Genomic DNA, 11,471 nt, shown 5'->3' on the forward strand with positions numbered 1-11,471 from the left:
TCAGGGCGTGATGCGCCAGATGTAAAATTCCGCCCGGTAGGTCCATGGCGGTGTCCCGTAAATGTCATCCCAGTCGAAGTGCTGGGTGCCCGTGCCGAGTTCCACCATGACCATCGTTGAGGTCAGGTCGGTCCCGTCATAGGTGTACTCGATCCAGCCCAGCATCACGGGCCAGAAGTTCCTGCCGGGCAGCACCCAGAAGTCCATGCCGGTCGTGTGGTCGCAGTCCGCCGTGTTGTAGCCGACTCCGACACCGGATGAATAATCAATGTTGCCCCCGTGAATCAGCATCTCGCCGGGGCTGTTGTCATCCGCGCCCGGCCCAAAAGTAGCCTCCACATAGACCTTCTTCACCGGAGGCCTTGGCAGCGTGTCCGGGTTCGCATTGAAGTTGGGGACGGGCAGGCTCATGCGGAAGGCCAGGTTTGATAGGCAGGCACGCTGTGGGCATAGCCGTCGTCCTCACAGTTCATCTCAAAGCTGTAAGTGAGCTTTTGCTCCACGAGCCTTCCGGCCTGCCATTTGAAGAGCAGGAACCAGCGCGCCGTGTCCGTGTTCGTTTGCTCCGCAGACTCCGCTGAGATTGCACGGGAGGTCACCGTCCCGCTGCTCACGACTCCACTGGCGGCAATGTCCAGTGAGAACGTGACGCACACGTAAACATAGACCAGATCCGTGGCGCTCACGGTCAGTTGCGGCGGGGTCGCATTGTCCAGCGACACTCCGCCAATGGTGGCCACAGCTCCCGCTGCATTGCCGGAACTGATCGTCAAATGCGTATCATCGACCTTCGTGGGTTTCCAGTTGTGCGGGTCCGTGGCGGCACTCGGCTCGGCTGCATACACCGGATCTGTCACCGTTGGCAGGCTGACCTCAGGCATGATTATCGCCCCCTGCGCACCGCCGCTGTAACGCAGCCCTTCCCGTGCAGTCACCGGGAGTGCCTGGCCAAACAGGGCGCGAACATCAGCCGCTGGAAAGTTCGGATTGTTCATGGCCGCTCAATAAGGTTTGTAGGCCGTGGTTACTTTGAGGATGTAAATCCCCCGGTCAAAACTGGGTTCCATGTCGATCACCAGCGTATCCGGCCAGTTGGTCAAGCTCGTCGCCAGCATCACTCTCTCAAAGGTCTGCGCGGGGTGTCGGCTCGATTCAGGAATATCAACATACAGATCCAGGTAGCCATGCAGGCACGGCGGCAGCGTCATGCTCCCGATCCCGTAGTTGAAAAAGTCCCCCTCATCCTGCATCGCAGTCGGAACCGTGATCACAAACGGCTCATGCGAAGCAAAGTACTCCACCTTCACCTTCGTCGGTCCCCGCCACGCCTTCCGCGTCCACGAAAAATCCCAAACAATGGAGGCCACGTAGGTCTCCCCATTGGCGTCATAGGCCAGCAGGTACGCAGTCACCACCGTGTTCAGAACCGGGGGCCAGTAAATGCCTTGCCTCAGCCCCTCATCGCTATCAAACGCCGTGGCGATTTCCTCCGGGCTTCTCTGCTTGGCAAACCAGAATGCCCGCATGCCATCCACCAGTTCTCCCGCCTTCGTCAGCACGTAGCTGCCATAGCCTCGCAGTTCTGCATCTTCCTTGGGTAGCAGCGGCATGAACGCAGTGAGCGTCATCCCCAGCGTCCTCACCGTGCTGTCCGTGATCTCGCTTTCCTTGACGTAGAGCACGACGGCATCCTCCCCCACCAAGGCCGTTGGCACCGTGGTGAAGAAGGATGTTTCAGCCGGGTCGCGCATCTCAGAATTTCCAGTTCAGTTTCAGCTTGTGATGGCATCGGCCAGCGCCTCGCAGGCCAGGTACATGAGGGTTTCATCCATCAGCTTGGCGCGGTCGCCTGCATGGTCGATGAAGCCCAGCTCGATGAGCACAGCGCGCGGGAAGTTCAGCACCGCCAGATGCGTGTGCTGGCTTTCGTGCTCTGTTTTCACGCCGCGATCCTTCATGTCCAGCATCTTGACCACGGCGTCATTGCAGGCTTGAGCCAGAGATTTGTTCTGCTCGCCGCGATAGAACGTCTCCGTGCCCTTGGCCTGGCCATTGGCGCAGTTGCAGTGCAGGGCGATGAACATCTCGCAGTCGTATTTCCTGGCGATGTCGGCACGCTCTCCCACCGGCGCGGGGTCGCGTTCATCGACGCGCGTGCGGATCACCTTGTGCCCCATGCGCTGAAGGATGGAACGCAGCACGTTGGCCCACTTCATCACAATCCCGGCCTCGGTGATTTCGACGCCGTCTACCTCGACGGCTGCGCCCGTGTCATAAACACCATGGCGTGCGTTGGACATGCCGTGTCCCGGATCAAGACAGATGTTCATGGCTTCACGTTGGTGAGGGGTTGCTTGGCGCTGGTGAGTTCACGCGCCTGCATGACCTCGCCATAGACAACCGGCGTTTCGCGAATGAACACGCCCTTGCCGATGTTGAACCATTGCGTGCCGGTGGCACCGATGAATGTTTTCTGCCCGTCTGGTGCGGAGCCACAGGAGGCAAGCAGCATCGTGCAGCTGAGCAGGAGGGCTGCTGCGCCAAGTTTGGTGAGGTCGAGCCTGTTGCCCGTTGTGCTAGCAGGTGCGCTGGTTGGCGTGTTGTCTCCCGTGAAAATGGAAAGCAGGGATGCTCCAAAGCTTCGGCCATTGGCCAGCGACTTGAGGAATCGGCCCAGCGCCATCAGTCCGACACCGATGGCAGGACCATAGACGGCCCACTGTGGAGGCAAGGCCTGCTGAACGGCGGACTGCAGCAGCGGGTCAACCTGAGCCGACGCAAGGGCGGTCAGAGCAATGAAGGCGATAAGGGTGGCAAAGATGTGTTTCATGGCGTTCGTGTTTGTGTTGTTGGTGTTGCTTGGGTTCGCGGGCCTTGTGGCCCGAAAGGTTTGGCGTTTCAGGGGTCGAGCTTTCGGTCGATCTTTTGCAGCAGCTCCTTGATGGAAGTCAGCGCGTCCTCAGAGCGCGTGATGCGCTTATCCTGAGCGTTGAGGGCAGCAGTGAGTGCGGTTTGCAGCTTGTTGGCCTCGCTGGACGTGTACCGGGAGCCGTCCGTTGCCGCCCGCCATTGGTTGATCTCAATCAGCGCCTTGTCATGCTGCGGCACCAGCTCCGTCCGGCTGTCGATGGAACTCACCCACATGGCCCCCGCCACCAGGCCCCCGGCAATGAGCACCGCTCCGGCAATCAACCATTGCACTAGTGGCACCAGCTTGAGAAGTTTGTCTTCGGTGGTCGCGCTCATGGTCAGTTGATTTCAAGGGCTGCGTTGAAGATTTCCAGAACCTGGTCATCGCTCAGGCTGAGAGCTCCGGCGATTTGCGTCACCAGCGGGTGGTTGCTCTCCGCCGTGGCGGCGTTGAACCAGATCTGCGCCTTGATCCGTTCGGAGGCGTCCGCAATGGCCGCGATGGCCGATACCACAGCGTCATACAAACTGGCATCCACCAGCGCCAGCTTGAGCTGCGTCATGGTGACGCTGATCACTGGAGTTTCCTCAGGCTTGACCTCGCGCGGAATGCCCGCCGCGATTGCATCGGCCTCCAGCATCTCGCTTCCGTCGTTCTTCATCTGCCAGCTTTCGTCAGCCAGAATAACGTTGCTGATCTTGCCTTGGGTGATGATGGCAATTCGTCTGGTGATCATGATGCTAGATGGGTGATGATGATCACGACGCCTGCGCCCCCGTCTCCGCCCGCGCCGCTGTTGAAGCCGTTTTCAGAAGCAGCGCCGCCGCCGCCTCCTCCTCCATACAAGCCGCCGGTGCCGCCGTTTCCGCCGTTGGCGCTCACGCCGCCGCTGGAGGTTGGCCGGGCCGATCCGCCGCCGCCGCCACCGGTGCCGCTGGACAGGAAGACGGTGCTGCCAGCTCCACCATCTCCAGGTGCTCCCACCACGGACGATGCCCCGCCTGTGCCGCCGGTCGCCGCACCAGTGTAAACGTGCGCGGTATAGGCCGTGTTGTAGCCGCCGCCATCCGCACCAGAGTCTTCGGCATCGGCAGATGACAAATCCCCTCCCCCGCCTCCACCTGTCGGAGTCAGAGCAGGAAAAGCCCCCGGTGCGAGGGAATGAAGCCCCCCCGCGCAGCTGCTTACAACGGCGGAGCTGTTAATCCCGCTCATAAAAAAGCAGCTGTTTGACGTGCTGGGTCCGGCGGATGAAAAAGACGCTCCAACCAGCCCGCCCTCGGCGGTCCACGGTCCAAAGGATGAGGCTCCGCCCGCGCTTCCGATATTCCCGTTCGTGTCGTCGGCTGTCACGCTGGCACCCCCAGTTCCGCCCGCGCCTACAGTCACAGATTCTGTCCCGCCAAACAGGTTGGGTGAAAGCCCGTTGGCATAAATGGATTTCCCCCCTGCGCCCCCACCTCCGCCGAAGCGCGTAACACCATTCGCCCCACGCTGGCCGGAGCTGCCGCCACCGCCGCCACCAATCACAATGATGGCAATGCTCACCGCGCCCGCTGGCTTGGTCCAGGTGCCGCTGGCGTTGAACATTTGCACGTCAACGGCGGCTGCTCCGCCGGTGAAATCCAGCCGCCCTGTGAAAGGATTGAATGTCGCACCCATGATGTTTAAGCAGCAGTGATTGAAGTGTAGTTGGTGCCATCGTTGGCAAACGTCAGCGTCTTCACCGTGGTCCCGCCTGCCCCCCCGGTTTTGTAAACTGCCACCGTGACAAATCCGCCGCTCCAGGTCAGCCCGCAGTAATCAGCACCGAAGGGGAGAGAAGGCGAGGCATTCAGCAGCGCGTTTATTTTGGTCAGCAAATCCGTCACACGATCCCCATCCTGAGGAGCGGTCGTCGGCAGCAAGGGAGTGACGTCCGCGCGGTCGGCGGTCGGACTGAAAAGATTGGAGTCAACTTGATGAATCATGGCAGTCAGCGGGTTCAGGGCTTGGGACGCCACGCGGCTTTCGCGAGGCGGAAATATTCGGCTTTGGCGGCGTCTTCGAGTTCGATCAGGGCATCACTGCGGCGCTGGGCTCCGGCCTGTTCCTTGCCGGTTTCCAGCAGGTAGGTGCCGCTGGCGTAGGCCATCGTAAATTCAAGCAGCACATCGAGCACCGGCACCACTTGCCACCAGTCCGCTTCCGTGTCCGGGGAGTGGCCCGTGTTGTCGTCTTGCAGACTCTCATACACGTGGCCATCGGTGAACAGCGCAGTGGCTCCGCTCGCATAGGTCGTCGCAATATCCCACGCGATGGTGGTGAACTTGCGCGCCTTGGGCATGCTCAGAATGAACACGCTCGTTTCACCATCGGTCAGTGTGAGCCCGCCCTTGGTCGTCGTGTAACGCACCCCATAGGCGCTGTTGCCTGCCGGGCGCGGGTCGGCGCTCCAGACTTCAAAGCGCCGCGCGTCCTTGAGGCCGCTGAAATCGACAAAGCCGCTTGCGGGTGTGTAGTTGTCGCCGTCCCAGGCATCCTCCCAAGATCTTTTGTTGTAGCCGCGTCGATAGGCGCGGTTGAAAACATCCAGGCATTTGGTTTGCAGCTGGGCGGTGCCCGCCACTTCTGTCGGGGTGCGGTTGAGTGCCGACGCGAGGCCGTCAAAGGCGACTTGAAAGCTGGTGCCTTCTCGACTCATGCGGCGGTGATCAAGGGTTGAGAGTTGCGTTCGCGGCGCCCCCAGTCGGCGGCGTTCGCCATGCGTTGTTCGGCGGCTGTCCAGCCGACCTTGTTGGTGATCTTCGCCAGCGGCACACGCAGGTGCTCAAACTCCGGCTTCTTGAGCAGCCACGGAATGAAGTCGCTTTCTTCGCTGAGCAGAGATCCGCCTCGGTCCCCGCGCTCGATTTTGCTGGCGCGGTGAAATTGCAGCCAGCGAAACTTGCTCATGGAAACCAGCGGGCGGGCGTCTCCCAGCTCTTCGATCACACGGCGCGGTCCCTGCCTGTGTCGCATCGCAGCCGCCTTCTTCTCCACCTCCAAAGCCCGCCCCTCCTTCAATCGCCAGTATTCTTCCAGCTGCGCCTTGATCTCGCGCAAAGGTCTTCCGCTCATCAAGCAGAGCGTTTCGAGGGATACGGCGGGTTGTTCGTTGTCGGACCACATGACTGGGAAAAGCGGTTGCTGGTTCGTCGTTGAAATCCCGCGCCGGAACGGCCCCGCCACACAAGGGCGATGAGTTGCAGTAAGCGTTGCCGCTCCGGCTTTCGGGAAATGGAAAAGCGGACGGTGCTCTCAACACACACGCAGAGAACACCGCCCGCCGAGATTCAGTTGGAGTAGAACATCCCCAGCAGCGCCGGGTAGGTGCAGAACAGGCCGGTGATGGATTCGCAGTAGCCGTCCTCGCCGCCGGAGTCCTCAGGCAGCGGTTTGTGGCTGGGCACCATGTTCGTGCGCAGTTCCCAGTACTTGAGATCCGTGAAGAACATGTGCGTCTCCACGCCAAGGGCGAGGTCAACATTGTCGCCGTCCGCTGTGGCGTTTTCACTGATGGTGATCTGCGTGGCGCTGTCCACGCTCACAATGTAGGCACCTGCGGGGATTCCAGTGCCGCTGATCGAGCTGAACGGTTGCAGGGCGCTGTTGCCATCATCATCAAGGGGAACATTGAGCAGGCCGGTGATGACCGCGCTGCCGTTGGTGGTGTCCCCCGTGAGGCTGCTGGCACTGTTGCGCAGACCGTTGAGGTAATCGGTGGGATTCGGCGTGATGCGTCCGTAACGGGTGCCGTAGGTGGTCACCATCTGCTCGAAGATTTCCGCATCCCCGTCGAAGTTGAAGCGGCGGCTTGGCACCGCGCTGCCGGCAATCGGAATCTGTTCGGCAAACCAGCTGTCAAACTGCGCTCCGGCATCCAGCGTGCAGAACGCCATCACATCAATCTTTCTGTTCCGCGCTTTGCGCAGATTGAGCAGCATCGTTTTGAACAGCGCTTCCGTGATTGCAGCCACGTTGGCGACGGCCACCCGCTGCGCGGCCAGTGGCCGGTAGCCATCAGGCACCTTGAACTCATCATTGGGCTGTGCGCTGCTGTTGGCCCATTGAATGGCCCCGCGCGTCAGACCAGCGATAGAGTCGCTGATTTCGGCGCTGTCCTGATCGCTGAGGTAGGTCAGTTCGCCCTTTTGCTTGAGTGCCAGAATCGTCTTCGCCTTGCCATCGGCAATCACATCCGTGATGCCTGCCGGATTCTGCACCTGCCGCGCAACGATGGTGGAACCATAGGTTTCGCGCATGTGCTCAATCGTGCCAAAGAGTTGCTTGCGGTTGGCCTGGCGGTTTTTCACGTTGTCGCGGTTCACCTTCTGGCCGTCGCGCTGGCCTCCAAGGCGCGGATCGTCCAGCTTGTCCACGGGTGCGCGGAACACCACGTTTTCTACGCCCTTGCCTTTGGGCACTGCGCTGCTGAAGATCATTTCCTCAGGTTCCAGCAGCACAGACGCGTCACTCAGGTCTTCGTGGGTGACAGGCAGGGTGGCGACGGTGACGGGCGCGCAGAACGTGAAGCTGCCCGTGCGGCGCACGTGCTCGCGTACCTCGTTCCAGTCGATGGCCATGGCGCTGCCGGTGAAGGCCACGAGCCAGGCTGCATGCAGTTCGTTGCGGTAGCAGAGCAGGACGGTCAGAAAGAACGTCATGCCCAGAATGAGATGCTTTTTCATAGCAGGAGATGGTTTAAATAAAATGTTAGGTGGAGATTTGGGTTCTTGCCGTTCACTTCGCGGCGGCCGGCAGGCGGAGCCATTTCTGCAAGGCAGCTTGGTCTCCCTTTTCGGCCTTGGCCCAAAGCGCGGCGGCTTCCGGGTTTGCCCCTTTTTCCGTCACAACCGGTGCAGGCGGCGTGTTGGGAAGTTCCGCAGGCGGCGGTGCGGCCTGCTGGGCCGCTGGCTTGCTTGTCGTCGCGCCCGCCTTGGCGCGTGGCACCAGCACGTAATCCCCTCTCGTCACGAGTTCTCCCAGCGCTGCATTTAGACTCAGCTCCGGCGCTTTCGCGCTCCAGTCGGCCTTGAGATTTTTCTGATAGTCATCCTCAATGCTTGGCACCAGCGTTTTCAGTTGAGGCAGTTTGCCTGCCACCAGCTGTTCCGCAGTGCTGCGGCCCTTGAGTTGTTCCATCTTCGAATCGTAGCCTCCCAGAATGTCCATGGCCCATTTCGCGGCATCCACACCATGATGACCACCTTGCTCGTCGAGCAAATTCCACGGGCGATTGCCGGGAAGTTGAATGACGGCGCGGGAGGCATCATCGTTGAGTTGCTGCAAAATTTCCATCGCATCGGCGCGGGCGCTCGTCAGATCCTCCAGCTTGTTGTAACGGTCGATGAAACGGCTGTTCGGTTGCGCAGCGTTGCTGCTGGCGTCCTCCAGCTTTTTCGTCAATTCGTCCACTTGGGCCTTCAGACCGTCCGCTTGCTCGCGTGCTTCGCGACGCTGCTTGCGCAGATTCGCGTTGGTCTTGTGCGCGTCATTCAGCTTGGTCTTGACGACGGTATGGTCGGCAAGCTCGGCATCGGTCAGCGCGGGCAGTTCATCATCCTCGCCTGTCTTGGACTTGCCCTCTTCGCTGTTGAGCTTGGTGAAGTCGATCACGCCGTCTTCGGGCGTGTCTTTGGCCTTCACGTCATCGCCCTTGGCGTCTGCGGGTGGCGTTATGGATGAGGTTGCGGGGGGCGGTGTGATTTCGGCGCTCGGCGCTGCCGCCTTGCTCTTGTCATCCGCCGGGGGTGCTTGCACAGGCTTCACGGGCGGCTGCAATTTGCGCAGGGCTTCGCGGGCCTTGGGTGTCAGCATTTGCTCCAGTGGGTCGCGCTTCATCGTCTTTTCAGACTCAGCGGTCACTGTGGCCTTCGACGCTTCCGGTGCCTTCTGAGCAGCTGGGCTCACGGCGGGCGGGGTTGTCGGCAATGTGATGTTATTCAGCATTGCCAGCGGATTTTGTTCATCCCGTCCCCACGAGCGAGACTTATCCCGTGCCGCCCCCATGGCACCCCCTCAAATAGTACACTCGCGCCTTGTGGTGTGCCTCCTCACTCCGCTTTCAACAAGCCGATGCCGTTGATCTTCGCCAGCAGTTGCTGCAACGCATACCCCTGCCCCGCATCGTGCAACGTCGCACCTGCCAGGCACGCACGCGCCTGCTTCGTCCCCACCTCGCGTTCGAGCAGCTGCACCAGTGCGCACACTCCTTCATTGTTCCAGTGCGCCCGGATCTTCTTCCGGCTTGCTGCTTCCAGCTTTTCAATCTGCACCTTCGTCATGGGTGCGAGCGGTTTGCATCCATGAACGGGATAGATCAATGCGGGGGGGAGTGTGTTGGCGCGTGGCATGATTTTTATGTGGCAGGTGTTCGTGTCGGGCTGTGGATTGATCAGGCGGCAAGCGCAGGCTGCTGTGGCTGCTGCGCCCCTAGCATCGCCTGATAACCGCCTGCTTTGAGCATCGCCAGCGGGCTCTGTCGCAGCGGATCGCTGCCGCCCATGATGCCGGCCTGTTTGTTGGTCGTCTGCTGTTCGGTCTGGAATAGAAGGCGTTGCAGGTAATCCTCCCACACCGCGCGGATCGCGGGCACGGTCTGCATGATCTGCTGCCGCACCGGGCTTTGCGCGAGATCCTGCTGCATGTAGTCGGAGCGTGCCTTGTAATCGACGCCCATCGGAAATTCCGGCTGCGAGTCGCCGCTGAAAATGCTGCTGAGTATCCGCCGCATTTCCTGAATCTCCGCATCGCTCGCCTGCTGGTCGGTGCGCAGGGCACGGTCGGCCAGTGTGGGGTCGATCATGTTGTAGCACATCTCCAGAAACACTCGGCGGTCGGTCAGGTTCTTCTGGTCGAAGTTGTTCATCGCATCCTTGGCGAAATTCAGCACCTCCTTGAACCAGTCGAGATCCAGACTCTTCACGTCGAAGTCCACGCGGAAGTCAAAGCTGCCGCGCACGCTTTCGCGCGTCGCATCAAAAACAATCTGCGTTCCCGCGATGCGCGCGCCTTCCAGATTGCCCATGCGCTGCTGGATGATCTGCGCCATGAGGGCGAGCACTCTTGACCATGCTGTCAAAAACCACATCACGCCGCTTTGGCCTAGCAGCTGCGTCAGCTGGTCCGGCACATTCTTGCTGAACAGGCCAAAGTAGCGGTCCACGGAAGTGCGCAGGGTGTTCTCGATTTCAATGCTGCGCCCGTCTGGTGGTGGCAGGCGGAACGGCTGCACCTCGCCATTCCGCCATGTGGGAATGTAGGCACCGGGAGCAATCACCGTTTGCTCCAGATCTTCCGGCCCCGTCCAAGGCGGCAGTGTGGTCAGTCCTGCCACATCATCGCGGCTGTCCCATTGCGTCTTGATCGCGCCCTGCACGCTGTTGACCAGTTCAGGCACGCCACGGTTCAGCATCAGCACCGGCTCATCCTGCTCGTTGGTCAGCGCCACAAAGGGGTAATGCCCGTGCCAGTCTTGCAGCAGTTCGCGCTTCGCCACACGGTCTTTCACATCGGGATGCAGCACCGTTTTATGAATGCACTGGATGCCGTCCGCTGTTGTGCTTCGGTCATACAGTTCCCCGATCTGGATCATGTGCTTTTGCCCTTCCGAAAAGTCGCGCCATTGCAGCGTGTAGCCCACGCCCAGCCCTGTCAGCGCCCACGGCGTCTGCTGCGTTAGTGAGGTGAACATCTGCGGCTTGCCCTTGCCTTTCTCGATCACTTCCAGCACCCACTGCGGGTCCCAGCCGCGTGCCGCGCCTTCTTCACGCACCTGCGCCACGCTGAGCCAGCGCAGCCGGTAAAGCCAGCGCGCGCTGTCCATGGTCTCCTCGTGCTGCGTCTCTGCCGGACAGAAGAAGTCGATGCCCTGCCGCAGTGCCTCCAGCGTGGGCCGGTTCTCTTTGATGAAGCTGCCGAAGTAGCTGCCCTGCGGATCGGCGCTCGTGTCCGCTCGCATTTCCTTCACGCATTTGACCGCCTCCCCCATCGCCGCCTTGCCGCGCTCAAGCAATCCCGGTCGCATCTGCAAAATGACCTGCGCCAGTTCCTCCGGTGTGGAGTCCTGATCAATGCGCTGCTCAATCACCTGACGCACGTTCGGCAGGATCATGGGCGGCTCGCCATTGGGGCCGGGCTCCACGCCTGCGATTTGCTGCGCCAGCAAAAATTCGGCAAGCTCGCTCTTCTTCACCCAGCGCTGCTCCAAGGCTTTCGTGGTCTTCCAGCCGACATACATCACCGCATGTCCATAACGCAAGGCCCACGAAGCCCATCGGGTTGAGGCAATGAGTTTTTCCCCGCGCAGGCAGTTCTCCAAAAAGTACCGCAGCACCAGCTTCATCTGCCCCGCCGCCTTCACATCGCTGCTTTCCATCGGTGTCACGTTCAGCGCACCGCGCACCATCGCCGCACTGCGCAGGGCCGTGAGTTGCAGCAGCACTTCCTGAGCCAGCTGCACCTCGTGATCGGCGGCATTCTCCCAGGGCTTGGCCGGTTTGCCTTTCTTGCTCACCTTGCGCCCGCTCTTGTCCTTGTC

General features: G+C 60.8%; 15 protein-coding genes. All 15 read right to left on the reverse strand.

What is annotated here, in order from left to right:
• Complete coding sequence (locus ACILSL_RS22875; protein ID WP_395734388.1) at window positions 1–411, reverse strand: hypothetical protein; 411 nt, start codon at window positions 409–411, stop codon at window positions 1–3.
• Window positions 408–995 carry a hypothetical protein gene (locus ACILSL_RS22880; RefSeq protein ID WP_395734389.1) on the reverse strand — a complete coding sequence of 196 codons (588 nt, stop codon included), beginning with the start codon at window positions 993–995 and terminating at the stop codon, window positions 408–410. The genes ACILSL_RS22875 and ACILSL_RS22880 overlap by 4 nt, the downstream gene beginning before the upstream one ends.
• 6 nt (window positions 996–1,001) lie before the next feature.
• Window positions 1,002–1,751 carry a hypothetical protein gene (locus tag ACILSL_RS22885; RefSeq protein ID WP_395734390.1) on the reverse strand — a complete coding sequence of 250 codons (750 nt, stop codon included), beginning with the start codon at window positions 1,749–1,751 and terminating at the stop codon, window positions 1,002–1,004.
• A gap of 21 nt (window positions 1,752–1,772) precedes the next feature.
• Window positions 1,773–2,330: an N-acetylmuramoyl-L-alanine amidase gene (locus ACILSL_RS22890; protein ID WP_395734391.1), complete on the reverse strand. Its 558-nt coding sequence runs from the start codon at window positions 2,328–2,330 to the stop codon at window positions 1,773–1,775.
• Window positions 2,327–2,830 carry a hypothetical protein gene (locus ACILSL_RS22895; protein WP_395734392.1) on the reverse strand — a complete coding sequence of 168 codons (504 nt, stop codon included), beginning with the start codon at window positions 2,828–2,830 and terminating at the stop codon, window positions 2,327–2,329. Before ACILSL_RS22895 ends, ACILSL_RS22890 begins: the two co-directional genes overlap by 4 nt.
• 68 nt (window positions 2,831–2,898) lie before the next feature.
• The gene (locus ACILSL_RS22900; RefSeq protein WP_395734393.1) at window positions 2,899–3,246 is read right to left on the reverse strand and encodes a hypothetical protein; all 348 of its coding nucleotides are present in this window, start codon (window positions 3,244–3,246) and stop codon (window positions 2,899–2,901) included.
• 2 nt (window positions 3,247–3,248) lie between these two features.
• Window positions 3,249–3,647: a hypothetical protein gene (locus ACILSL_RS22905; RefSeq protein ID WP_395734394.1), complete on the reverse strand. Its 399-nt coding sequence runs from the start codon at window positions 3,645–3,647 to the stop codon at window positions 3,249–3,251.
• Window positions 3,644–4,012 carry a hypothetical protein gene (locus ACILSL_RS22910; protein WP_395734395.1) on the reverse strand — a complete coding sequence of 123 codons (369 nt, stop codon included), beginning with the start codon at window positions 4,010–4,012 and terminating at the stop codon, window positions 3,644–3,646. Before ACILSL_RS22910 ends, ACILSL_RS22905 begins: the two co-directional genes overlap by 4 nt.
• A 566-nt stretch (window positions 4,013–4,578) precedes the next feature.
• A complete protein-coding gene (locus ACILSL_RS22915; protein WP_395734396.1) occupies window positions 4,579–4,881 on the reverse strand; it encodes a hypothetical protein in 303 nt (100 codons plus the stop codon).
• Window positions 4,882–4,895: 14 nt separating this feature from the next.
• Window positions 4,896–5,594: a hypothetical protein gene (locus ACILSL_RS22920; protein ID WP_395734397.1), complete on the reverse strand. Its 699-nt coding sequence runs from the start codon at window positions 5,592–5,594 to the stop codon at window positions 4,896–4,898.
• Window positions 5,591–6,061 carry a hypothetical protein gene (locus ACILSL_RS22925; RefSeq protein WP_395734398.1) on the reverse strand — a complete coding sequence of 157 codons (471 nt, stop codon included), beginning with the start codon at window positions 6,059–6,061 and terminating at the stop codon, window positions 5,591–5,593. The genes ACILSL_RS22920 and ACILSL_RS22925 overlap by 4 nt, the downstream gene beginning before the upstream one ends.
• A 164-nt stretch (window positions 6,062–6,225) precedes the next feature.
• Window positions 6,226–7,620, reverse strand: a complete 1,395-nt coding sequence (locus ACILSL_RS22930) for a hypothetical protein (protein WP_395734399.1) — start codon at window positions 7,618–7,620, stop codon at window positions 6,226–6,228.
• Window positions 7,621–7,672: 52 nt separating this feature from the next.
• Window positions 7,673–8,842: a hypothetical protein gene (locus ACILSL_RS22935; RefSeq protein WP_395734400.1), complete on the reverse strand. Its 1,170-nt coding sequence runs from the start codon at window positions 8,840–8,842 to the stop codon at window positions 7,673–7,675.
• A 143-nt stretch (window positions 8,843–8,985) separates the two neighbouring features.
• Window positions 8,986–9,285, reverse strand: a complete 300-nt coding sequence (locus ACILSL_RS22940; protein WP_395734401.1) for a hypothetical protein — start codon at window positions 9,283–9,285, stop codon at window positions 8,986–8,988.
• Between the two features lie 41 nt (window positions 9,286–9,326).
• Window positions 9,327–11,471, reverse strand: a 2,145-nt coding sequence (locus tag ACILSL_RS22945; protein WP_395734402.1) for a hypothetical protein, incomplete at its 5' end; no start/stop codon positions are given.

This window comes from Prosthecobacter sp. (assembly GCF_044222345.1).
Taxonomy (GTDB): Bacteria; Verrucomicrobiota; Verrucomicrobiia; order Verrucomicrobiales; family Verrucomicrobiaceae; genus Prosthecobacter.

Bases quoted from the DNA above. Each gene is read 5' to 3' on its own strand.
- ACILSL_RS22885 (WP_395734390.1), bottom strand. From the start codon at position 1,751: ATGCGCGACCCGGCTGAAACATCCTTCTTCACCACGGTGCCAACGGCC.
- ACILSL_RS22880 (WP_395734389.1), bottom strand. From the start codon at position 995: ATGAACAATCCGAACTTTCCAGCGGCTGATGTTCGCGCCCTGTTTGGC.
- ACILSL_RS22930 (WP_395734399.1), bottom strand. From the start codon at position 7,620: ATGAAAAAGCATCTCATTCTGGGCATGACGTTCTTTCTGACCGTCCTG.
- ACILSL_RS22905 (WP_395734394.1), bottom strand. From the start codon at position 3,647: ATGATCACCAGACGAATTGCCATCATCACCCAAGGCAAGATCAGCAAC.
- ACILSL_RS22920 (WP_395734397.1), bottom strand. From the start codon at position 5,594: ATGAGTCGAGAAGGCACCAGCTTTCAAGTCGCCTTTGACGGCCTCGCG.
- ACILSL_RS22890 (WP_395734391.1), bottom strand. From the start codon at position 2,330: ATGAACATCTGTCTTGATCCGGGACACGGCATGTCCAACGCACGCCAT.
- ACILSL_RS22875 (WP_395734388.1), bottom strand. From the start codon at position 411: ATGAGCCTGCCCGTCCCCAACTTCAATGCGAACCCGGACACGCTGCCA.
- ACILSL_RS22940 (WP_395734401.1), bottom strand. From the start codon at position 9,285: ATGCCACGCGCCAACACACTCCCCCCCGCATTGATCTATCCCGTTCAT.
- ACILSL_RS22895 (WP_395734392.1), bottom strand. From the start codon at position 2,830: ATGAAACACATCTTTGCCACCCTTATCGCCTTCATTGCTCTGACCGCC.
- ACILSL_RS22915 (WP_395734396.1), bottom strand. From the start codon at position 4,881: ATGATTCATCAAGTTGACTCCAATCTTTTCAGTCCGACCGCCGACCGC.
- ACILSL_RS22900 (WP_395734393.1), bottom strand. From the start codon at position 3,246: ATGAGCGCGACCACCGAAGACAAACTTCTCAAGCTGGTGCCACTAGTG.
- ACILSL_RS22925 (WP_395734398.1), bottom strand. From the start codon at position 6,061: ATGTGGTCCGACAACGAACAACCCGCCGTATCCCTCGAAACGCTCTGC.